At 69.1% G+C, this 21,898-nt stretch carries 24 protein-coding genes, 1 tRNA gene and 1 pseudogene; 11 read left to right on the forward strand and 15 right to left on the reverse strand.

The genetic code is table 11. The annotated features are described in order from the left end of the window. The 6 genes and pseudogenes from DY240_RS32045 to DY240_RS15945 all read left to right on the forward strand — a co-directional run. A pseudogene (locus tag DY240_RS32045) lies at positions 1-347 on the forward strand (DNA polymerase III subunit gamma and tau); the annotation flags it as partial. Positions 348-477: 130 nt separating this feature from the next. Beyond that, entirely contained in the window at positions 478-885 is a 408-nt protein-coding gene (locus DY240_RS15925; protein ID WP_119660834.1) for a YbaB/EbfC family nucleoid-associated protein, read from the forward strand. A gap of 15 nt (positions 886-900) precedes the next feature. Next, positions 901-1,500, forward strand: a complete 600-nt coding sequence (gene recR / locus DY240_RS15930) for a recombination mediator RecR (protein ID WP_069110126.1) — start codon at positions 901-903, stop codon at positions 1,498-1,500. Continuing rightward, entirely contained in the window at positions 1,493-2,095 is a 603-nt protein-coding gene (locus DY240_RS15935) for a DUF5063 domain-containing protein (protein WP_119660835.1), read from the forward strand. The genes recR and DY240_RS15935 overlap by 8 nt, the downstream gene beginning before the upstream one ends. Before the next feature lie 91 nt (positions 2,096-2,186). After that, positions 2,187-3,461: an aspartate kinase gene (locus DY240_RS15940; RefSeq protein ID WP_119660836.1), complete on the forward strand. Its 1,275-nt coding sequence runs from the start codon at positions 2,187-2,189 to the stop codon at positions 3,459-3,461. Further along, positions 3,458-4,522, forward strand: a complete 1,065-nt coding sequence (locus DY240_RS15945) for an aspartate-semialdehyde dehydrogenase (RefSeq protein ID WP_119660837.1) — start codon at positions 3,458-3,460, stop codon at positions 4,520-4,522. The genes DY240_RS15940 and DY240_RS15945 overlap by 4 nt, the downstream gene beginning before the upstream one ends. A gap of 22 nt (positions 4,523-4,544) precedes the next feature. On the opposite strand, the gene DY240_RS15950 is transcribed toward DY240_RS15945, so the two are convergent. The 3 genes from DY240_RS15950 to DY240_RS15960 are packed head-to-tail and all read right to left on the reverse strand — an operon-like array spanning position 4,545 to position 7,135. Next, complete coding sequence (locus DY240_RS15950; RefSeq protein ID WP_119660838.1) at positions 4,545-5,174, reverse strand: CG0192-related protein; 630 nt, start codon at positions 5,172-5,174, stop codon at positions 4,545-4,547. After that, on the reverse strand, positions 5,174-5,626 hold the full coding sequence (locus tag DY240_RS15955) for a GatB/YqeY domain-containing protein (RefSeq protein ID WP_119660839.1): 453 nt from the start codon (positions 5,624-5,626) through the stop codon (positions 5,174-5,176). Before DY240_RS15955 ends, DY240_RS15950 begins: the two co-directional genes overlap by 1 nt. Positions 5,627-5,641: 15 nt before the next feature. Next, entirely contained in the window at positions 5,642-7,135 is a 1,494-nt protein-coding gene (locus DY240_RS15960; protein WP_119660840.1) for an MFS transporter, read from the reverse strand. A gap of 47 nt (positions 7,136-7,182) precedes the next feature. Between DY240_RS15960 and DY240_RS15965 the strand changes: the two genes are divergently transcribed. Beyond that, positions 7,183-8,106: a metallophosphoesterase gene (locus DY240_RS15965; protein ID WP_119660841.1), complete on the forward strand. Its 924-nt coding sequence runs from the start codon at positions 7,183-7,185 to the stop codon at positions 8,104-8,106. 86 nt (positions 8,107-8,192) lie between these two features. Further along, positions 8,193-8,269: transfer RNA gene (locus DY240_RS15970), tRNA-Pro, on the forward strand. 14 nt (positions 8,270-8,283) lie between these two features. On the opposite strand, the gene DY240_RS15975 is transcribed toward DY240_RS15970, so the two are convergent. From DY240_RS15975 to DY240_RS15990, 4 genes are read right to left on the reverse strand one after another with little or no spacing between them, the layout of a single operon-like run. Beyond that, the gene (locus tag DY240_RS15975; protein ID WP_119660842.1) at positions 8,284-9,543 is read right to left on the reverse strand and encodes a tyrosine-type recombinase/integrase; all 1,260 of its coding nucleotides are present in this window, start codon (positions 9,541-9,543) and stop codon (positions 8,284-8,286) included. Beyond that, positions 9,543-9,821, reverse strand: coding sequence for a helix-turn-helix domain-containing protein (locus DY240_RS15980; protein ID WP_119660843.1), 279 nt, complete (start codon positions 9,819-9,821; stop codon positions 9,543-9,545). The genes DY240_RS15975 and DY240_RS15980 overlap by 1 nt, the downstream gene beginning before the upstream one ends. Further along, positions 9,806-11,380: a replication initiator gene (locus tag DY240_RS15985; protein ID WP_119660844.1), complete on the reverse strand. Its 1,575-nt coding sequence runs from the start codon at positions 11,378-11,380 to the stop codon at positions 9,806-9,808. Before DY240_RS15985 ends, DY240_RS15980 begins: the two co-directional genes overlap by 16 nt. Continuing rightward, positions 11,380-11,709, reverse strand: a complete 330-nt coding sequence (locus DY240_RS15990; protein WP_119660845.1) for a hypothetical protein — start codon at positions 11,707-11,709, stop codon at positions 11,380-11,382. Before DY240_RS15990 ends, DY240_RS15985 begins: the two co-directional genes overlap by 1 nt. A 163-nt stretch (positions 11,710-11,872) precedes the next feature. On the opposite strand from DY240_RS15990, the gene DY240_RS15995 reads away from it, so the two are divergent. The 3 genes from DY240_RS15995 to DY240_RS16005 all read left to right on the forward strand — a co-directional run bounded on the left by DY240_RS15995 (position 11,873) and on the right by DY240_RS16005 (position 14,216). After that, entirely contained in the window at positions 11,873-12,652 is a 780-nt protein-coding gene (locus DY240_RS15995) for a GntR family transcriptional regulator (RefSeq protein ID WP_119660846.1), read from the forward strand. A 119-nt stretch (positions 12,653-12,771) separates the two neighbouring features. After that, on the forward strand, positions 12,772-13,482 hold the full coding sequence (locus DY240_RS16000) for a Pycsar system effector family protein (protein ID WP_119660847.1): 711 nt from the start codon (positions 12,772-12,774) through the stop codon (positions 13,480-13,482). 2 nt (positions 13,483-13,484) lie between these two features. Then, the gene (locus tag DY240_RS16005) at positions 13,485-14,216 is read left to right on the forward strand and encodes an adenylate/guanylate cyclase domain-containing protein (protein ID WP_119660848.1); all 732 of its coding nucleotides are present in this window, start codon (positions 13,485-13,487) and stop codon (positions 14,214-14,216) included. Between the two features lie 394 nt (positions 14,217-14,610). Here DY240_RS16005 and DY240_RS16010 read toward each other — a convergent pair whose 3' ends face one another. The 8 genes from DY240_RS16010 to mrdA form a co-directional block, all read right to left on the reverse strand. Continuing rightward, complete coding sequence (locus DY240_RS16010; protein WP_119660849.1) at positions 14,611-15,612, reverse strand: DUF3644 domain-containing protein; 1,002 nt, start codon at positions 15,610-15,612, stop codon at positions 14,611-14,613. A 303-nt stretch (positions 15,613-15,915) separates the two neighbouring features. Then, positions 15,916-16,293: a PIN domain-containing protein gene (locus DY240_RS16015; RefSeq protein ID WP_199701587.1), complete on the reverse strand. Its 378-nt coding sequence runs from the start codon at positions 16,291-16,293 to the stop codon at positions 15,916-15,918. Continuing rightward, entirely contained in the window at positions 16,293-16,538 is a 246-nt protein-coding gene (locus tag DY240_RS32050) for a type II toxin-antitoxin system prevent-host-death family antitoxin (protein WP_158602874.1), read from the reverse strand. Before DY240_RS32050 ends, DY240_RS16015 begins: the two co-directional genes overlap by 1 nt. Positions 16,539-16,707: 169 nt before the next feature. Continuing rightward, a complete protein-coding gene (locus tag DY240_RS16025) occupies positions 16,708-17,004 on the reverse strand; it encodes a hypothetical protein (RefSeq protein WP_119660852.1) in 297 nt (98 codons plus the stop codon). Continuing rightward, on the reverse strand, positions 17,001-17,525 hold the full coding sequence (locus DY240_RS16030; protein WP_119660853.1) for a hypothetical protein: 525 nt from the start codon (positions 17,523-17,525) through the stop codon (positions 17,001-17,003). Before DY240_RS16030 ends, DY240_RS16025 begins: the two co-directional genes overlap by 4 nt. A gap of 365 nt (positions 17,526-17,890) precedes the next feature. Further along, complete coding sequence (locus DY240_RS16035; RefSeq protein ID WP_119660854.1) at positions 17,891-18,616, reverse strand: hypothetical protein; 726 nt, start codon at positions 18,614-18,616, stop codon at positions 17,891-17,893. A gap of 32 nt (positions 18,617-18,648) precedes the next feature. Beyond that, positions 18,649-19,836 (reverse strand): rod shape-determining protein RodA, encoded by a 1,188-nt coding sequence (gene rodA, locus DY240_RS16040; RefSeq protein WP_199701588.1) that lies wholly within the window; start codon positions 19,834-19,836, stop codon positions 18,649-18,651. Next, positions 19,833-21,884, reverse strand: a complete 2,052-nt coding sequence (gene mrdA / locus DY240_RS16045; protein ID WP_199701594.1) for a penicillin-binding protein 2 — start codon at positions 21,882-21,884, stop codon at positions 19,833-19,835. Before mrdA ends, rodA begins: the two co-directional genes overlap by 4 nt. Positions 21,885-21,898: the final 14 nt, after the last annotated feature.

Raw genomic sequence — 21,898 nt, forward strand, 5'->3', positions numbered from 1 at the left:
CGTCCGCGCCCGTGGCTCCGGCCCGGCCGGCGCCGCAGCCCGAACCGCAACCTGCTCCGCCCGTCGGCGACCCGAGCGGCCCGGGCGACCCCGGCCCTGACGCACCGTCGTCCGGCCGGGCCGCCGCGGCGAAGCAGGCCGCCCGTGCGGTCAAGGAGCAGAGCGGCGCCGCGGCCGCCGGAGCCACGGCAGCCACCGGGGCCGGTGTCGCACCAGCGCATCGGGCCACCGACGACGACGCCGACCCCGACGACGACGCCGATCTGGCCGACGACGGTGTGTCCGAGCGCGAGCTGCTCGAGCGGACTCTCGGCGCCACCGTCATCGCGGAGATCGAGCACGAGTGATCACGTCGTCAACGACCTGGTCAGATCGGGCCGGGTGGGTGACGTAGGCTCGCTGTGACCATGTGCCGTGACAAGACCCCGCGTGGGTGAGGAGGCAGCCGTGTTTCCGCCTGGTTCCGAAGGCTTCGACATGAGCCAGCTGCTGCAACAGGCCCAGCGCATGCAGGAGCAGCTCCTCTCCGCCCAGCAGGACCTCACCGAGGCCGAGGCCACCGGCAGCGCAGGCGGCGGGCTGGTCCGGGCCACCGTCACGGGCGCCGGCGAGCTCACCGACCTGCAGCTCGACCCGTCCGTCGTCGACCCCGATGACGTCGAGACGCTGGCCGATCTCATCATCGCCGCGGTCCGCGACGCGCATGCCGAGATCCAGCGCCGCGCCAACGAACAGCTGGGCGCCATCAACGCCGACGTCGCCGGCCTCCTCGGCGGCCAGGGCGGCGGCGCGGCTGCTGGCGCGCCGGGCGGCCAGGACACCATCCGGGGCGAGATCGAGGGCGACGACAGCGGCGACGACCGCCCGTCCGGCCAGCGCGGCTGAGCCGAGGCGAGCACCATGTACGAAGGCGTCGTCCAGGACCTGATCGACGAGCTGGGGCGGTTACCCGGCGTCGGGCCCAAGAGCGCCCAGCGCATCGCCTTCCACCTGCTCGCCGCCGACGCCGACGACGTCCGCCGGCTGGTCGCCGCGCTCACCGAGGTCAAGGAGAAGGTCCGGTTCTGCACGGTGTGCGGCAACGTCGCGCAGCAGGAGCAGTGCCGCATCTGCCTCGACCCGCGCCGCGACCCGTCCGTGCTCTGCGTCGTCGAGGAGCCGAAGGACGTCGTCGCCATCGAGCGCACCCGTGAGTTCCGCGGCCGCTACCACGTGCTCGGCGGCGCCATCAGCCCCATCGAGGGCGTGGGTCCCGACGATCTGCGGGTACGAGAGCTGATGACCAGACTGGCCGACGACACCGTGCAAGAGATCATCCTGGCCACCGACCCGAACCTCGAGGGCGAGGCGACGGCGACGTACTTGGCCCGGATGATCAAGCCGATGGGGTTGCGCGTCACGCGGCTGGCCAGTGGACTGCCAGTGGGCGGTGATCTCGAGTACGCCGACGAGGTCACACTGGGCCGAGCATTCGAGGGACGGAGACTGCTGGATGTCTAGCGCTGTTGCACGACCCGCCGACGACCCTGCCGTCGAGTACGGCGACTTCGCCGCGGAGATCGCCGACCAGATCGAGAGCTTCCTGCTGGCCGTCCGCGAGATCGCTCGCGGCGCCGACCCCGGCAGCACGCTGTCGCTGCTGCTCCTCGAGGTCAGCCAGCTGTGCCTGGCCGGCGGCCGCCTCGGCGCCATCAGCGACGTCGTGCCCGACGAGCGGTTCGAGCCCGATGCCGGCCCCGACGCCGACGTCGACGAGCTCCGGCTGCGCATCGCCGCCCTGCTCGAGCCGGTCGACGGCTACGTCGAGGTCGTCGACCCCGTCGACCCCGAGCGCGGCGCCACCGGGTTCCGGCTCTCCGACGACCTCGCCAGCATCGCCCAGGACCTCCTGCACGGCCTGTCGCACTACAAGGACGGCCGGGTCATCGAGGCGCTGTGGTGGTGGCAGTTCTCCTACCTGTCCTCCTGGGGCTCGACGGCGGGCGCCGCGCTGCGTGCGCTGCACTCGCTGATCGCCCACACCCGCCTCGACCACCATGACGAGCAGATCGAGGTCGCCCAGGAGGCGCTGCTCCCTGTGGAGGCCGAACTCTGAGCAACCCGTCCCGCGATCCGGACGTCTCGGGGCACAGCCAGCAGGTCGCCTAGACTGCCAGAGGCACTGATGGCTGTGGGAGGAGTGTGCCGTGGGGCTGGTTGTGCAGAAGTACGGGGGTTCCTCCGTCGCTGACGCCGCCGCCATCAAGCGGGTGGCGCAGCGCATCGTCGCCACCAAGAAGGAGGGCCACGAGGTCGTCGTGGTCGTCTCCGCCATGGGCGACACCACCGACGAACTGCTCGATCTGGCCCAGCAGGTCTCGCCGCTGCCGCCGGCCCGAGAGCTCGACATGCTGCTCACGTCCGGCGAGCGCATGTCCATGGCGCTGCTGGCCATGGCCATCGGCGACCTCGGTCACGAGGCCCGGTCGTTCACCGGTAGCCAGGCCGGCGTCATCACCGACTCCGCGCACGGCCGCGCCCGCATCATCGACGTCACGCCGGGCCGCATCCGCCAGGCGCTCGACGGCGGCGCCATCGCCATCGTGGCCGGCTTCCAGGGCGTCAGCCAGGACAGCAAGGACATCACGACGCTCGGCCGGGGCGGCTCCGACACCACGGCCGTCGCGCTGGCCGCGGCGCTGGACGCCGACGTGTGCGAGATCTACACCGACGTCGACGGGGTCTTCACCGCCGACCCGCGCATCGTGCCGGCGGCGCGGCGCATCCCGAACATCTCCTATGAGGAGATGCTCGAGTTGGCCGCGTGCGGGACGAAGATCCTGCACCTGCGCTGCGTCGAGTACGCGCGCCGCTACGGCATCCCGATTCACGTGCGATCCAGTTTCTCGACGCTCACCGGCACGTGGGTGTCCGATTCCGAGGGAAGTGAGCAGGCCGACATGGAGCAGCCGATCATCTCCGGCGTCGCGCACGACAGCAGCGAGGCGAAGATCACCGTCGTGGGCGTTCCCGACAAGGTCGGCGAGGCGGCCACGATCTTCAGCTCGGTCGCCGCGGCCGACGTCAACATCGACATGATCGTGCAGAACGTCTCGGCCGTCGACACCAACCGCACGGATATCTCGTTCACGCTGCCGGCCAGCGACGGGCGCAAGGGCGTCGAGGCCCTGACGGCCATCCAGGCCACCGTCGGCTTCGAGTCGCTGCGCTACGACGACGGCATCGGCAAGGTGTCGCTCATCGGCGCCGGCATGCGCAGCCACCCGGGCGTGAGCGCGAAGTTCTTCAGCGCGCTCGCCGACGCCGGGGTGAACATCGAGATGATCTCGACCTCCGAGATCCGCATCTCGGTCGTGGTCCGCGCCGACGACATCGACACCGCGGTCACCGCCATCCACCGGGCCTTCGACCTCGACGCCGACCAGGTCGAGGCGGTCGTGTACGGGGGGACCGGGCGATGAGCGACAACCGTCCCACCCTCGCCGTCGTCGGGGCCACCGGCGCCGTCGGCACCGTCATGCGCGACATCCTGTCGACCCGCCAGAACGTCTGGGGCGAGATCCGGCTCATCGCGTCGGCCCGCTCGGCCGGCCGCCGCCTCACCGTCCGGGGCGAGGAGGTCGAGGTCCAGGCCCTGACCGCCGACGTCTTCGACGGCGTTGACGTCGCGATGTTCGACGTGCCCGACGAGGTGTCCGCCGAGTGGGCGCCGGTCGCGGCCGAGCGCGGCGCCGTCGTGGTCGACAACTCCGGCTCGTTCCGCATGGACCCCGACGTCCCGCTGGTGGTGCCCGAGGTCAACGCGCGCATGACCCGCAACCGGCCGCGCGGCATCATCGCGAACCCCAACTGCACGACCCTGTCGATGATCGTCGTGCTCGGCGCGCTCCACGCGGAACTGGGGCTGACCGCGTTGAACGCGTCGTCGTACCAGGCCGCCTCCGGCGCCGGCCAGGCCGGCATCGACACCCTGCACGACCAGCTCAACAAGGTCGCCGGCAACCGCGAGCTGGGCACGCACCCCGGCGACGTCCGCCGGGTGGTCGGCTCCGACCTCGGCCCGTTCCCCGCGCCGCTCGCGCTGAACGTCGTCCCGTGGGCCGGCTCGCTGAAGAACGACGGCTGGAGCTCCGAGGAGCTGAAGATCCGCAACGAGTCGCGGAAGATCCTCGACCTCCCCGACCTCAAGGTGTCCGCCACCTGCGTCCGCGTGCCGGTCGTGACCACCCACTCGGTGGCCATGCACGCCACGTTCGAGAACGAGGTCACCACCGAGCGTGCCTGGGAGATCCTGCGCGACGCGCCCGGCGTGGTCCTGTACGACGACCCCGCGCGCGGCGAGTTCCCGACCCCGGCCGACGTCGTGGGCACCGACCCGACGTGGGTCGGCCGCATCCGTCGCTCGCTCGACGACCCGTACTCGCTGGACCTGTTCGTCTGCGGCGACAACCTCCGCAAGGGTGCGGCGCTCAACACCGCGCAGATCGCCGAGCTGCTGGCCGCCGAGCTGACCACCGCCTGACGACGGAGCGCGGCCGGCGCGGTCAGGGTGCCGGCCGCACCGCCGCGAGCGTGGCCGGCCCGCCCGTCCCCCACCTGCCGGTCAGGACGTGGGCGTCCGCCGGCTGCCCGGTGCCCAGGACACGGAGGACGATCACCTCGAGGCCGCCCGCCCGCACGACCGTCGTCGGGCCGTCGTCCAGCGGGGTCAGCGGTGTGTCCTCGGGCAGCGCGGGGTCGGCCTCGCTGCCGCTGCCCGTCACGCGGGCCGTCGGCTCGCGGGGCACGAGCTCGCCGTCGACGTCGACCAGCTCCTCGGCCTGCGGGGCTCCGGCGAGGACCGCGCGGGCCAGCGCCGCGACCCAGACCGGGTCGGCGCAGCCGTCGTAGACCCAGCGGGCGCCGAGGACGGAGTGCTCGGTGGTGCCGACGAGCGCGTGCTCGGCGCCGGCCAGGGGGGCGCCGCGGTAGGTCAGCGGTACGTGCAGCACCGTGCCGTCGTCGGCCTGCAGGATGTGCGCCTCGAGGCCGACCTCGCCCGCGGGATCGTCGAACCGGTAGGCGCCGGCCTGCTGGAGCGCACCGGCGCCCGCGGCCCACGGCCGGCCGGGCAGCCAGGCCGTCAGGAGCTCGAGCTTGGTCGGGCTCAGCGTCGCGCGGTGGATGAGCGCCATCAGGCGAGCTTCGCCTTGACGGCGGCGGCGACCTTGCTGCCCTCGACCCGGCCGAGGACCTGCGGCTGCACGAGCTTCATGACCTTGCCCATGTCGCGCGGCGACTCGGCCCCTGCCTCGGCGATGGCGGCCGTGATGATGACGTCGAGCTCGTCGTCGCTGAGCGGCTGCGGCAGGTACTCGGCGATGACGGCGGCCTCGGCCTCCTCGTTCTCGGCGCTGTCTTCGCGGCCGCCCGTCCGGAACGCCTCGGCGGCCTCGCGGCGGCGCTTCACCTCACGGGTGAGCACGGTGGTGACCTCGTCGTCGGTGAGCTCGCGCGCGGAGGCGCCGGCGACCTCTTCGGTGCCGATGGCGGCGAGGACCATGCGCAGCGTCGCCTTGCGTACGTCGTCCCTGGCGCGGATGGCGGAGGTCAGGTCGGCTCGGAGTCGGTCCTTCAGGGCTGCCATGGGTCTTAGTCTGCCCTAGCGTCCGTGCGACGGCGGCAGGCCCGGCGCGGAGCACGGCGCCGGGGTCGACGCGGACTGCTCCGCTCCCGCGGGGACGGTGACGGCTTCGGCTTCCGCCGGTTCCGTCAGCGCCCTCGGGCGCAGCGACATCGCGGCGACGGCGCCGACTGCCAGCAGCGCGGCGCACACGCCCATGGCGATCCGGTAGGCGTCGGTGAGCAGGTCGGGGTCGGCGTAGGCCTCGCCCGACAACCCGGCGACGGCGGGCAGTGCCGCGACCGCCAGCAGCCCGGCCGCGCGGGCGACACCGTTGTTGACGCCGCTGGCCACGCCGGCCAGGTGCTGCGGCGCCGATGCCATGACCGTCGCCGTCAGCGTCGGGACCAGCGTGGTGAGCCCGATGCCGAGCAACGTCACGCCCGGCAGGACACCCAGCAGGTAGCTGTCGCCGTCGTCGACCATGATCAGGAGCGCGACTCCGGCCGCGCCGCACACCGAGCCCGTGACCAGCGGCGGCCGGACCCCGAACCGCTTGGCGAGGTCGGCCGAGCGGCCCGAGAAGAACAGCATGAGGATGGTCGTCGGGATCGTGGCGATGCCCGCTTCGAGCGGTGTCCAGCCGAGCGTCACCTGCAGCTGCAGCACCAGGAAGAACATGACGCCGGACAGCCCCGCGTACACCGCGAACGTCATGAGGTTGATGCCGCTGAACGTGCGGTCCGAGAACAGCGTGAGCGGCACCATGGGGTGCGCGGCGACCCGTTCGCGGTAGAGGAACCCCGCCGCAGCGGCCAGCGACAGCACGGCCATGCCGACGTTCAGCGCCGACGCACCGGAGTCGGGCCAGCTGATCAGGGCGTAGGTGCTGGCTCCGAGGGCGACCGCACCGAGCACGGCGCCTTCGACGTCGAAACGGCCGGCGGCCTCGTCGTCGCGGCTCTCCGGCGCGCTGACCACGATGAGCCACACCGTCAGCGCCGCCAGCGGGACGTTGATGGCGAACACCCAGCGCCAGTCGTACTCCAGCAGCCAGCCGCCGAGCAGCGGCCCGATGACGCCCGAGACGCCGGTGAGCCCGGCCCAGGCGCCGATGGCCCGCGGCCGGTCGTCGGGATGCATGGCGGTCTGCAGGATGGCCAGCGCCCCGGGCGTCAGCAGTGCGCCGCCGATGCCCTGCAGTGCCCGTGCAGCGATCAACACCTCGGCCGTCGGTGCGAGCGCACATAGCACCGAGGCGGCCGTGAACCAGACCACCCCGAGCAGGTAGATGCGCCGCCGGCCGAGGCGGTCGCCGAGCGAGCCGCCGAGCAGGATCAGCGCCGCCAGCGTGAGCGTGTACGCATTGACCGTCCACTGCAGCTGAGCCAGCGTGGCGTCGAGTTCGCGGCCGATGGTCGGCAACGCGACGTTGACCACGGTGCCGTCGAGGAAGGCCATGCCCGAGCCGAGCGCCGTCGCCGCCAGCAGGGCGCGGCCGCGCGGGGTGGCGAGCCGCACTCCGTCCGTCATGGGCAAGCAGCGTACGCGGGTCGGGTCGGGTGTGGGAGATTGGAGGCATGGTCGGGAAGCGGGTTGCGCTCGGGGTGGCGGCAGCGGCCGCCGCCGGGCTGGTCTACTCGGCCGGCTACGAGGTGAACTCCTATCGGCTGCGCCGGTTCGACGTGCCGGTGCTGGCGCCGGGGAGCCGGCCGTTGCGCGTCCTGCACATCTCCGACCTGCACCTCACCCCGTCCATGCACCGCCGGGCGGCCTGGATCCGCGGACTCGCGGCGCTCGAGCCCGACCTCGTCGTCAACACCGGCGACAACCTCGCGCACCCCGAGGCGATCCCGACCGTGCTCGAAGCCCTCGAGCCGCTGCTCTCCGTGCCGGGTGTGTTCGTCTTCGGCTCCAACGACTACTTCGCGCCGCAGTTCAAGAACCCGGCCCGGTACCTGCTGCCGCTGGAGCGGATCCAGCGCAGCAACGCCCGCACCCACGCCACCGCCGTCGACCTGCCCTGGAAGGAACTGCGCGACGAGTTCCGCTCGGCCGGCTGGCTCGACCTCACCAACACCCGCGGCACCCTGACGGTCGACGGCCGGCGGCTCGCCTTCGCCGGCGTCGACGACCCGCACCTGGGCCGCGACCGGCTGAGCGAGGTCACCGGCCCGCCCGCCGCCGGCGCCGACCTCGCCGTCGGCGTCGCGCACGCGCCCTATCTGCGTGTCCTCGACGCCTTCCAGCGAGACGGCTACCGGCTGCTGCTCGCCGGCCACACCCATGGCGGCCAGCTGTGCGTGCCCGGCTTCGGCGCGCTGGTCACGAACTGCGACCTCGACACCGCCCGGGTCAAGTGGGTGTCGCGGCACCCCCGCGCGGGCGGAGCGGGAGCGGCGTGGATGCACGTGTCGGCCGGCCTGGGTACCTCCCCCTACGCGCGGGTGCGCTTCGCCTGCCCGCCTGAGGCGACCCTGCTGACGCTGACGGGCGAGCGCTGAACCGAACCGGCCGCACCCGGCAGCCGACCGAGTGCTGAACCGGATTTCGATCCTGCGCCCGCCTCGGATATGCTGGCTCAGCACTTCGGGGTGTGGCGCAGCTTGGTAGCGCGCTTCGTTCGGGACGAAGAGGTCGCAGGTTCAAATCCTGTCACCCCGACCAGCCATCATCGCAGCTCACGAGCCCTCTTCGGAGGGCTCTTCCGTTTCTCCGGGGTCGCTCTCGTCGGCCGGAGTCAGCGGAAAGTCAGCGAAGGCGTCTGTGAGCCGCTGGTCGAAGCCCAGCCGTGCGTGCGTGTACAGATCGAGCGTGGTCGACGGGCGCTCGTGTCCCATGACCCGCTGCACGTCGTTGACCGGCACGCCGTCGGACACCAGCCAGGTCGCGTACGAGTGGCGCAGGTCGTGGAACCGCAGCCCGCCTGAGCAGCGGCGGGCGACCTCGTTGACGGCGTGCTGTTCCTTGGCGAACGTGGCCCGGTGCTCGTGCCCGGCGTCGTCGCGCCAGGTGGCCTCGAACTGGTCGATCGCAACCTGAGCCACGTCGCCCAACAGCCCGGCCCGCACGAGCGACGGCCGCCAGACCCGAGCCCTGAACAGCGTCCGGCGCGGCGGTCCGCCGACCTCGTTGGTGAAGACCTCACCGGCCGGACCGGGCGCGTAGGTGGCCTGGTGGTGACGAAGCGCCTCGACGACGAACGCTGGCAGCGGAACGACGCGTCGGCCAGCGCGTGACTTCGGAAACGGTTTGCCCGTCACCGTGCCTGCGACCTCGACGGCGACCCGGACGACGTGCACCTGGCGCGCGGTCAGCTCGATGGCGTCCCAGCGCAGCCCGACGCACTCGCCCCACCGCAGGCCCGTCCCGCCGGCCACTGCCACGAGTGCCGCGTACCGGTCCGGGATGACTGGGAGGAGCTTGTGCAGGAACGCCTCACGCGAAATGGTGCGTTCGTCGGTGTCCTTACGTCGACGCTTGGGCATGCGGACTCCTTCGGCGGGGTTGAAGGCGATGATCCGGTCACGGACGGCGGACCGGAGCACGGACGACAAGAGGCGGCAGCACTCCCGCACGGTCGCGGCCGACCGCCTCGTCGACAGCTCAGCGACCCACGCTTGGACTGACGAGTGATCGATCTTTGCCAGTGCGACCGTGCCCCATCGCGGGACGACGTGCGTTCGCAGGATGGAGCGGTCACGTGCCGCTGTGGTGATCTCGTCATGACGACCGGCGAGCCAGGTCGGCAGGTAGTCACCGAGCTTCACCCGGCCCGCGTGCGGGTCGACGTAGAGCCCGCGGTTCCTGGTCGTTTCGACCTCGGCGAGGAACCTCGACGCGTCACGCTTGGTCGGGAACGTCTTGGCACGCTGTCGGCCGGACGGGTCGCGCCAGTTCGCCCGCCAGCTCCCGGCGTCCGTCTTGACGATGTGGCCCATCAGAACAGCCCACCTTGGCCGGGGAGCGGCGGTCCGGGCTCCGGGTCGGGCTCGATGGTGACGTTCTCCAGCCAGTCGTGGAACGCCTGTTTGGGGATCACCCAGCGTCCGCCGAGCTTGCGCGCCGGGATGTCGCCAGACCGGACGAGGGCGTAGGTGCCGCCGAGGGCGAGGTTCAGCAGCTCCGCGACCTCGGCGACGGAGTAGACGAGGGCGTCGACGCGGGGTTGTTGTCCTGGCGGGCGGTGGGCGTCAAGGCGGATCACGTTGTCGGGCATGGCGAGGTTCCTTCCGGGGAGGACGGGTCGGTTGCCGAAACATCACCGGACGGCGGCCCGGTGGCCTGTTTGGCGGCGTCGTACTGCTCGCGCCAGCGGCGGCGTTGCTCGATCGACTTCGCGACGGCCCACACGTAGGAGGGCGCGTCAGGGTCGCCGGGACGGACCGGCGTCCAGACGTAGCGGGCCTTGCCGTCCGGTGCGGTGGCGGTTGCCGAGAGCTGGTCGTGGTCGTCCATCTCGATGCCGGCTTCGGCGAGTACGGCCCGGACGACGGCGGCCCGGTCGGCGCGGTGCTCGGTCAGCGTCTTGCCGGTCCACTTGCGCGAGACGAGTACACGGCGGCCGCCGAGCCCGAGGTGGTCGCGGTCGTGGGCCTTGGACGGGCACCGGCCGGGTTCCATGCCCGGCTTGGCGTTCTTCGGCTGGGTGCCGTAGCGCAGCCAGTTCGCGCACGTCGGCGAGCACGGCAGCCACCGGACTTCCTCGGCGAGCCGGTCGATGTGGGCGCGACGGGCGGCCGAGATGCGGTTCGGGTCGTCGATGTCGAGCGGTTCGGCGATGGACTTCGTGAGGTACTTCGTCAGATAGCCGACGCGTCGGTCAGCGGCCGGCGTCCCGGCGAGGATGCCTTGTAGGTCGACCTGGACGCCGAAGCGCAGCAGGTGGACCGGCTCGGGTTCGTCGCCGAGGTCGAGGCCGTCGCCGTTGTCGACGTAGTCCATGGCCTCGTCCCAGGTCGGCAGCATCCAGCCGCTGTCGTCGACGTAGCCGCCCTGTTCGTCGTCCCACGCCGGCCGGCCGTCGCGGTAGTGGTGGGTGTGGTCGATGCCGGGCCACCAGACCTGGTGATACGTGGCCGCCGCGACCTGCTTGATGAGCTTGCGTGGGATCGCACCGCGGATGGCGGCGTGCAGGTGCGGTGCGAGCCGCCGCTGTGGCTCGACGGCGGCGAAGTACTGCACGTTGTAGCCGGTGGCGCGGCGAAGGTTCTGCCAGAACCGGTCGACGAGCTTCGGGAAGTGCATCGCGTCGAGCGCGGCGCGCCGGTAGTCGTAGCGGTCCGGGTCGACGGGGACGCCCTCGTCGGTCACGCGCCCGTAGGACGGCATCGTGAGCGTGAGGAACATCGACGGCCGGTACGACTTCCCGTCCGGGGCCTCGAAGGTGCGTCCGACGGTGTGCTCCGAGACCGGCAGCCGGGGCAGGTCCGGCACGTCCTCACGCCGCCTGGTGGACCGTACGCGCCGCTCTGTCGGGTCGGCCTCGTCGTCGGCCGCGTGCGTCTCGTCGTCGCTCTCAGCGGCGTCGGGGTCGTCGAGCTCGGGTTCGGTGTCGAGGTGCCATCCCTCGCGGCATTGCTGCATCCGCAGCCGGCGAGCCCGTTCCGCGCACGAGGGGCAGACGGCCTCACGGGTCGCGCCGCACGCGATCGTCACGGTCCGCACGTCTCCGGTCGTCGTGTCGGTCACGCGCGACAGCACCGGACGTACGCAAGCGCCGACGAGGACGGCGGCACCGCGGACCAGTTCGTCGGACAGGGCCGGGCCGAGCGCCATCACGGCCGCCCTGCCGGTCGCGGCGTGACCATGAACTCGGGCTCGTCGTCCTCCGGCCGGTACACGGGCAGGGGCCGGCGCAGCTCGGCGGGATCGACGGCCGGTGTGGCCTCCATCAGGCCGTGCACGCAGTGGCACGCGTCAAGCGGGCCGAGCACGCCGAAGCCGTCGCAGTCGATGCACACGATCCACACCGACCTCTCGTGCAGGCCGACGCAGCGCGGCGACGCACACCACCGGTAGCCGCACCAGATGCACACCTGGGCGAAGTTCAGCCGCAGCGGGCGGAGCGTCGCCGCCATGGCCGAGGCGAGTGTCTGGGTCGTCATCGTGACCTCCGGGGATAGGGGATGACTCCATCCGACACTCAACACGTTATAACAAGTAGGACGACTGGACAAGGCAGTATCCGACACGCCACGCTGACCGCCACAGTTAGGCGGGCGACCGCCCAGGTGGAACACTTGTTCTGTCGAGTAGAGGGGAGGGCCTGTGGCGGACTTCAGGGGTCGCCCTGCCTACCTGCAGATCGCTGACGACATCCGCAGCCAGATCCTCGACGGCACGTTGCAGGCCGAGGACCGGTTGCCCAGCGAAGCCGACCTCATGGCCGACTACGGCGTCTCCCGCATCGTCGTGCGCAACGCCGTCGAAGTCCTCCGGTCCGAAGGACTCGTGGTCAAGCAGCAGGGACGCGGCAGCTTCGTCCGCGCGCAGCGGCCACAGCGCACCCGCGTCGTCGGCGACCTCTACAGCGAGCGCCCCGAAGCCTCACCGTTCGCCGCCTCAGCCCGAGCGTCCGGCCAGGTGCCGGAGTGGGAGTACCAGACCCGCCGCACCACCGCCTCCAAGACCATCGCCGACCGACTCGGCATCCAGGCCGGTGACCCCGTGATGCGCACCAGCTACCGCTTCTTCGCCGACGGCGAGCCCGCGATGCTCTCCACCTCGTTCGAACCGCTGGCCATCACCGAAGGCACGCCCGTCGAGCAGCCCGAAGGCGGCTCCGTTACCGGCGTCGTGCCCCGCATGGACGCCATCGGCATCCACATCACCCACGTCGTCGAGGACGTCACCGGCCGATCCGCACGCCCCTACGAGGCCGAGACACTGAAAGTGCCGGTCGGCGTGCCCGTGCTCGCCATCGAACGCACGTACTACGCCAAGAGCCGGCCCATCGAAACCGCCGACATCGTCGTCTCCTCCGACCGCTACGTCCTGTCCTATCGGCTCCCCGTGCCACCACGGACGGATCAGCCGACGCCGCGATGACGCTCCAGAACGTACACGACGACGTTGCCAGGCTGGCGGATCTGCTGAGTGAGTGATGCGCACGGGTTGTTGCGCCTGCAGCAGACCCGGCCGTCTCATTCGCGGCTGAGGTCGAGGCCATGGAGATGCCCGTTCTGCGCGACCTGTGCGAAATGTCAGACCCTTTTGGGAAGCTTCGCTTTATGGCCTCAAGCAATGACAAGGACGTAGAAGCCGAGCCCGATGAACTACCTGACGTCGAGCCAGACGTAGGCCAAGACGCGGACCCCGACCAGGCGTGGAGGGCCCTAGGCCTTATCAATGACTGGATCAAGCACGCAGAGGCGAAGGTCGGCGCGACCCTTGCCTCCAGCGGTGTTGCCGGAGTGATGCTCTACAACCTCGTGAAGGAGCAGAGCGACCCCGGCGTCTGGTTGAGTGCCGTCGCGGTGGCATGCACCGCGGCGATCATCGCGGCGGGCAGCGCGGCGGCGATGGCCCTTGTGCCAAGAGTCTCGATTGTCAGCAGACGGAGAACGAGAGAGGCGCAGAATCCGCCAATCACCCGTGGTGACGGGCCCGCAGCGGTACCGGAAGACCCGGTGAACCTTCTGTTCTTCTCCAACATCGCCCGGCATTACGAAGGAGACGGCCCCTCCTACGTGCAGGTGCTTCGTTCGTTAACCGCCGACCGTGAGGCATTGACGCAGCAGATCGCCCACCAAGTTCATGCGAACGCCATCGTCGCGCACCGCAAGTTCGCCTGGGCGGACCGGGCGATCAAGTTCCTCGTGGTTGCCCTCGTGCTGCTCGGAGCGCTCGCCATGATCATCGGACTGAAAGGCGGCTAGAGGTGGAAGCGACCAACAAGCCCTACGATCATGTCGCGGGCGTCGGACGGATTGACAGCATCCTGTCTATTCCGCAGAGCAACTACGAGGAACTCGACACTCTCCCAAGTCGGGATAAGCTGACCTTCACTAATGGATATTACGCGAACAAGACCGTGGCTGTCTTTGTCGACATCAGGGATTCGTCGTCACTGCCAGACATCTACAAGCGGCCTGCCCTTGCGAGGCTTTATCGAGCATATATCTCGGAGATGGTGGCGATCCTGAACTCACACGCGAAGGCGGTAGAAGTGAACATTGTGGGCGATGGCGTATGGGCGATCATTAACGCTCCATGCAAGTCGGACATCGATGAGGTGTTCGAGACGGTAGCCAAGATGAACTCACTGATGAAGGTCCTCAATTACAAGCTGAAGAAGGCGAACTATGGGACGCCGATTAGGGCGGGCATTGGCGCCTCGTTCGGCCGAGCGCTAATGATCAAAGCGGGCTTGAGCGGCAGCGGAATCAACGATGTTGTCTACATGGGCGATGTCGTCAACCGAGCTGCAAAGCTCGCGTCTAAAGGGAGCAACGGTTACGGAGCGGCCCCGATCTACCTATCGAACGTGTTCGTAAGTAACCTGAAAGACGAGTATCAGGCTTGGACTACGAAGGACTGGACCCACGATTGCTACACTGCCAGCGTCATCAACAGCGCCATGGACGAGTGGTACGAGAACAACTGCAAGTAGTGCCGAGGCCGGCCTTTAGGGACAAATGCGAAGCGCCAGCGTTGCTGGATTGAGCTATTTAGGGTCAAGCGGCGCGCTGCGCGCGCCGTGCCCTGCCCGGCCTCCGGGCCGGGCGTGCGGCCTGGCGGCCGTTCCAGGCCCAGTCGGCCGGCGGGCACGCGAGCCGACACCAACTCAGCCACACGCACAGTCACGTTGGTGGCGTCCCCCTCATAGCGGCCATTCTTTGGCCTCAGCTCCGCGCGTCAAGGGCGCCTGCGGCGTCACTACGTGATCGCTACGCGACCCTTGACTCGCTGCGCGCCAGCCAACGACCGGCAGCTATGAGGACGACGCCGTAGAGTAGCGCAACGCGAGACGTCTTACCTCGTCGCTGAGACCCACGGCATGCTGGCTAATTCGAATCTTGGCTCAGCTTTCGTATCAGGAAGTTCACCCACGCATCGGTATATACGTACCGTTGAAATGCCGCGTTGTAGCGGCAGAATTCAGATCTTGTGCGCTCCGGATGGTCAGCACCCTGAGGCGGGCGAACCTTCCAACGCTTCCACCAAGCCGTGTGATGGCTCACGTTGTAGGCGGTGCCAAGCGCTTCATTTACTGCACGCACGACATCAGTTGGTAACCTCGTTCCGAGATCTGCAACAGGAACCTGCTTCTCTCGAATAATGGCCTGCATCTGGTTCATAACATCAGCCTGCGCAGGATCCATATCCTCCAATCGAACGAAGCTGATAGCTGCGTCTGCCTCGCTCTTCGGGCCGGTCTGCGGTAATAAGTAGATTCTGAACTCGTAAGCCTGGTGGGCTACCAACTCCGGATCAAGTCGAGCGTCGAAATCCTGGACGTAGTCCAAAATCGTGCGTGGTATGCGACTTCGTACGCCCTTGATGGCCTTAACAGCATCATCAGTGATCGTCGACAGAAATAGAGGAAATCGCAACTGGTCGCTCAACGCTTCATCAGATCCGAAATTCTCCACCAGTACCGTCTCGAAATTGAGGAGGAGCGCCTGCGTCCGGCCAGCAACAAGTGATGCTATATCTCGGTCGTAACGATGCTCAATCTTGTTCCTTAGGCCGATGAAGAACTCTACGTTTCGGCGCCGGGGATCTTGGTCATTCGACATATACTCGGCAAGTATAGCGCTGAGCGGCTTCGTCACCCAGTCGCCGTCCGCCGTTCTCATTCTTCGGTTCGCCTTGTTCCTGGCGTAAATGTCAAGATTCTGCGACTCATATATCGCTTGCAGGAGCTTCAGCCATGCCATGCACATGTGGACGACGAATGCCTCGAACTGGCGCTCTTGGCTCGATCGGTTGTACAAGTCGACAGCTAGCCGCGCCTCAGCTTTCGAGGCTTGTAGCTGGTGCCACCAACGCGGCCTGGGTGCCATACCTGGTCACTATGGCACAGATTCGATCAAGAAGGACCAGCTCGCGCGCGAGCGCCTATCCCCGCTCGCAGGCCCGGCACGTAATCGTTCGCAGCGAGCGACCACGTGCCGGGCGGCGCGCCCGTCCTGTACCTCCGTGCGCGTGGTTCTTGCCAACGCACGTGCTAGCACGAGGCATGGACGCCTCTGGACAGGGCGAGGAACGATGAACCGTACGCCGCCGCGTTTACGCACGTTAGGCGACAGCCACCGGACGGAACAGCGTGTGGCAAGCCGCCTACGGATCATGTAACGGTCGTCGTATCAGACGCTGTGCAGGCGGAGGGGCTTGTTCAGGGCGTCGGCCAGGTGGGCGAGGTCGCCGGGGTCGCTGGTGACGACCAGGTCGCCACGTGACAGCGCAGAGATAACGACGGTGGCGTCGACGACGTCGCTCGTTCTCGCGGCTCCACATGCTGCGCCGGCCTCGCGGGCTAGCTGTTCGGTCATCGGCTCGATCTTGCAGCCGCGCAGGAGCCGGGAGAGCTGGTGCTGTGGGCCACCGCGCCATGCTTGCGCCAGGACGGCAGCCGGGACGACGGGGCGGATTTCGTGGCGTAGCGCGTCACGGTGCAAGGCCCATATGTCGACTCGGTTGGCTTCCGCCGCGACCAGCGCGCCGGTGTCGTAGGTGATGCCCATCAGTCGGTGATGACGCCCTCGCGGACCAGCACGTCGTGCGCCTTGCGTGCCTCATCGGCGGGGATCGGTCCGTGCTCGGCCTCATGCTCCTCAACGGCGAGCAGGCCATCGAGGACGGCGGCGCGTTCGGCCGGCATGATGGCGGCCAGGCGCTCCCCGTGGTCGGTCAGGTAGATGACCTCCCCGGTGGACGTGGCTCGGCTGATCACCTCACTGAGGTGATCCTTCGCGTCCTGCACCGGCATCTCGGACATAGTCCCAGCGTACGGCAGAAGCTCAGCAGACACAGCAGTCCTCACTTTCGGTCGAGACGACGAACGCTCGGGAACTATCGCTCGTCGTCGCAGCTTGTTGCACGGAACGGCTGGCCCCGTCGCACCATTGGCGGATGCGACGGGACCAGCCGGCACATCGCTAGACGTCGTCGCGGCTGGCTCGTCGCTGGATGCGTTCGACGGCCTCGCGGATCGCCTCGTGGAGGAGTTCGGCCTCATGAGTTCCGAGGCGGACCACGGTGCTGCGGCCGTGACGTGGCACGGTCGTCAGCTCGACTCCGGTGGTCGAGCTGTGCGGGCGGACGACGTTGACGCCAAGGATCCAGCGCCCGGAGTCGGCCGGGATCGACTCCACGTAGTGCCGGTGCACGGTGTGGACGCCGGCCTCGTCGCACCACTTCACCGAGCAGTCCTTCCCGTAGCCGTTGGCAGTCACGACGCGTCCTCGGTCTCGGCGCGCTGGATCTTGCGCAGATCAGCAACGACGGACTCCAGTTCGCCCAGCGTCACCCCCGCTTCGGACAGCACGCCGGCGACTCGGTCGACGACCTCGCTGTGGGCCTGGCTCCTCAGCGTGTAGCCGTCCTCCGGGTGCAGCACGCCCGGCCTCATCAGCTCAAAGCCGCCGTCGCGCTCTGCCAGGCGGTTCAGCCGCTCGATGATCTCGACATCGGTCGCACCGGGCAGGTACCGCTCACGGACATGCGCGAGCAGCTTCGGTGTCCACATCGCCTGCTGCGCCACATCAGCGATCCGCACCAGCTCGGCAGCGAGCCGGCGAGCCTCCTTCGGCACCAGATCGAACGAGGCGTACATGTCGGTCTCGAACGGCTTGATCAGCACATCGATGCGGGCATCACCGTGCAGCAGGTGCGCGACCATCTCGCCGATCCCTTCGGTGAGGAACGGCGCGCGGGTGATGATCTCTCTCTTGTCAGGTTCGGGTAGCGTGACCACGGGTCTCTCCCTGGATAGCTCAGGTTGGGATCAAGTCCCCGGCCCGGTGTTGGCGCACCGGCCGGGGGCGACTAACGGATGAGGTCGACCAGCGACGATGGCGGTCCGCGCGCCCTGACCTGATGAGGCGCAGGAGTCAGCAGAAAGTCAGCACATCGACTGACGAGCACACGACAAGCACAGCGACGGGCAACACCGTCAACCGGCGCGACCAGCGGCGACGAGCAACCGACGACAACGGGCGACAAGACCCACCCGCGTTCGGGACGAAGAGGTCGCAGGTTCAAATCCTGTCACCCCGACCACGCGAAATCTCAGCCCACGAGCCCTCTTCGGAGGGCTCTTCTGCTTCTCAGGGGTCGGCCTCAGCCGTCTTCCATGAGGATGCGCTGGAGGTCGATCGGGTCCGCGGTCGTGATCTGACCGGCGTCGGGAGCGGTGATCGCCGCCGCAACGCCGAAGTCCCAGAACTCGACGACCTTCCAGACCTCACGATTGCCTGCGGTGTTCTGGATCGCGATCCGGCGCGCCAGGCCCGCGTCGTCCAGCCACACCTCCGCGGGCACCTGGCGCAATCGACGAAATGGCCCTTCCGGCACACCTATGCCCGTATGCAGAGCCTCGTCCGCCGCCACGAGATCGACGGTGAGCCGATGACGAGTGGTGGCGACGCCACGGATGGTGTCCGTACCGGCCTCGACGACGTCATCGCCGGCACCGAACAGGGCATCCAGCGGCCACAGCGGATCCTGATGGCTGCGTGGGCCGTCCCGGTCCTCGTCGGTGACGGCGAACCAGGAATCACCCGAGCGCATCAACTCGGTCGCTCCGTCGTAGAGCAGCTCGCGCGGTCTGGCGAATGCCTCTGGCACGCTCGGCATGTTCTCCGGCATGTATCCGGGGATGAGCAGTTGGGTCACCTGTGTCATGCGAGCAGCGAAATCGGCCACGCCCTCGCCGAGCAGGTCCCACTCTTCGAGTGTCGGCGCACCGCGATGCAGCCCATACGACAGCCGCGCCGAACCGGCCGCCGACGCACGTGGGGCAGCGCCCTGTACGCGAGCAATGACGGCCTCGGGGCTCCCCGCCATGATCCGATTCCCCTCGTCGCTAGGTATCCAACCTATCCGGCTCGGTGTCTGCGAGGGAGGGCAGTCACAGCGTCTGCGGTCAGCAGCTCTCCGGACTGGGGCGTCGCGACGCGCTGATGCAGGCGCACGCTCTGGAGCAGCCCGACGGCGGTCAGGTTCGCCAGCATCGCCGAACCACCGTAGGAGACGAAGGGCAGCGGGATGCCGGTGACCGGCATGATCCCGAGGGTCATGCCGATGTTCACGAACGTCTGGAAGGCGAACCAGCAACCGATCCCGCCTGCCATCAAAGCACCGAACAGGTCATCAGCCCGCGCGGCGATCACACACGTCCGGTAGATCAACGTGGTGAAGAGCAGGAGGAGCACCGCGGCACCGGCGAAGCCGAGCTCCTCGCCCGCCACGGTGAAGATGAAGTCGGTGTGCTGCTCGGGCACGAACTGGCCACTGGTCTGTGTTCCGTGGAAGAGGCCCTGGCCGGTGAGGCCGCCGGACCCTATCGCGATCCGCGCCTGCTCGGTGGTGTAGCCGGCGCCCAGCGGGTCCAGGTCGGGGTTCGCGAACGCCGCGAAACGGTCGATCTGGTACTGGTCGAGCAGGCCCAACCGGACGACGGCGACCGCACCGGCTGCCGCCGTCAGCGCCAGTCCGGTGAGCCAGCGCACCGGCACCGCGGCGATCACGAGGATGCCGGCGACGATCACGGTCAGCACCATGGCCGAGCCGAGATCGGGCTGGAGCATCACCAACCCGATGGGCACCGCGGCCAAGCCGAGAGTGTGCGGCACGTCGCCACTCCGGAAGCCGTCTCCGGACGCACGCCGTTCGGTGAGCAGCAGCGCGAGGCTCACGCACAGGGCGACCTTGGCCGGCTCGGACGGCTGCAGGGAGAACCCGCCGCCGAGGTCGATCCACGAGTGTGACCCGTTGACCGTGCGGCCCAGCGGGCTCAGCACGAGGAGCAGGCCGACGACGGCGGCGAGATAGACGACGGGACCGTGGATCCGCAGCTGGCGGTAGTCGAACCGCGTCACGATTCCAGCCAGGGCGAGGCCGATGGCGAGGCTGGCCAGGTGCCGGTAGAGGTACGCGTTCGGGTCGCCGCCCGCGCTGAGCTGACGCGCGTGGGTCGCCGACCAGACCAGTAGGGCTCCCATGCCCGACAGAGCCAGCACAGCGGCGAGCAGCAGCCAGTCCAGCCGCCGGAGTGCCGCGATCACGGCTGACCCACCGTGCTGTCCGGCCTGATCTGCGGCAACCCGGTCGGGAGCTCGCCACCGGGCAGCACCGGTTCCCGGCCGATACCGAACAGGGCCTCGTAGATCTTGCGCACCGACGGTGCTGCCGTGCCGCTCCCGGTGCCGCCCTGGGACACCATCATCACGACGGCGTACTGCGGCTGGTCGGCCGGCGCGAATGTCGCGAACCAGGACGTGGTCTGGTTCCCGTACACCTCGGCAGTGCCTGTCTTGGACGCGACCGGGTACTCATCGTGCGGCCAGCCGGCGAACGCCCGGGCCGCCGACCCGTGGGTCGTGACCCCGACGAGCGCGTCCCGTAGGTAGTCGAGGGTCGATCTGGAGACCGGCAGCTGCCCGGTCGCCTCCGGCTCGAAGGTCTTCACCGGATGGCCGTCCGGTCCGAGGACCGCCTTGGCCACCTGCGGGCGCCACAGCGTGCCGCCGTTGGCGATGGCCGCGTACGCACGGGCCAATTGCAGCGGCGTCACCAGCGTGTCACCCTGACCGATGGAGAAGTTGACCGCGTCGCCCACCCGCCAGCGGAATCCGTCCGCGCAGTTCTCCTTCGCCAGTTGCTCGAGAAATCGGGCCCGCGCCGGTTCTGACGGCGCCAGTTCCGGGTAGCCGGAATCGGCGCGTCGGCAGGTTTCGTCCTTGGTCCGTTCCCAGTGCCGCCGCTTGTAGTCGCGGTCCGCGATCCGTCCGGGCGACTCGCCCGGCAGGTCGACGCCGGTGGGCTGGCCGAGACCGAAGGACCTGGCCATTCGCTGCATCGGGTCGGACGGCCGCTCGACGGGCTGGTTCCCTCCGTCACGTAGCCACATCCGCTGGGCGATGTCGTAGAACACCGTGTCGCACGACACCTCCAAGGCGCGGGCCATGGTGATGTCGCCGTAGTCCTGCGACTCGAAGTTCCGGAACCGCCGCCCGCCGATGGTGAGCGAGCCCGGGCAGGGGTAGGTCGACGTGAGCGAGAACCCGGCGGCCGCGGCGGCCGCGGCCGAGATCGGCTTGAAGGTGGACCCTGGTGGCGCGCCGCCACCCTGGAAGGCGCGGGACAGCAGCGGCCCGCCGGACTCCTCGTCCACCAGCCGCTGGTACTCGGTGGGTGTGATGCCGTCGACCCAGACCTGCGGGTCGTACGACGGGTAGCTGGCCATCGCGACGATGCGGCCGGTGCGCACGTCCATCACGACCACCGCTCCGGCGTCGGCTTCGTACCGGCGACCGGTGTTGTCGTCGATTTGGCCGCGCGCCCGCTCGATCGCCGCGTGCAGTTCCTGCTCCGCGACGGCCTGGACCTTGGCATCGATACTCGTCACCAGGTGGTTGCCGGGAACCGGCGCTACCTGCTCCACCGTGCCGGTGACGCGGCCGGCATGATCCACGGCGAGCCGGGTCACACCTGGGGTGCCGCGCAGAAGGTCGTCGTACTGCTTCTCCAGCCCGGCTCGGCCGACCAGATCGGCGCGCTGCAGGCCCGGGTCGCGTAGGCCGCGCGCCTCCTGCGCCGCCATCTCCTCCTCGTCGGCAGGCTGAAGGTAACCCAGCAGGTGGACGGCGCGGGCCCCCTCCGGCGCGGGGTAGTCTCGCGCCGCCACGAGCTCGGCGGTCACGGCCGGATAGTCCTCACGCCGCTCCATGATCTGTAGCGCGGTCTGCGCATCCACACCCTCTGCCACCGGCACGGGTTGGTAGGGCGAGCCGTTCCAGCAGGGCTCCGTCACACCTGGACCGCACGGACTGATCTGCTGGCGCAACTCGGTCGCGGGCAGGCCGAGCAACCGGCCCAGCCGCTCGAGCACGGCCTCGCCTCGGTCGGGCTGCCGCTCCAGGTCGGTACGGTTCACCGAGATGACGAAGCGGCTCCGGTTCTGCGCCAGCGGCCGGCCCAGGTCGTCGAGGATGAGCCCGCGCGCCGCGGGGGTGACCACTTCACGGATGCGGTTGTCCTGCGCGTCCTCCCGGTACCTGTCGCCGGCGACCACCTGCAAGAACGCGAGCTGGACCCCGAGCGCCGCGAACAACGACAGGATGAGCA

Source organism: Jiangella rhizosphaerae, assembly GCF_003579925.1.
GTDB classification, from domain to species: Bacteria; Actinomycetota; Actinomycetes; order Jiangellales; family Jiangellaceae; genus Jiangella; species Jiangella rhizosphaerae.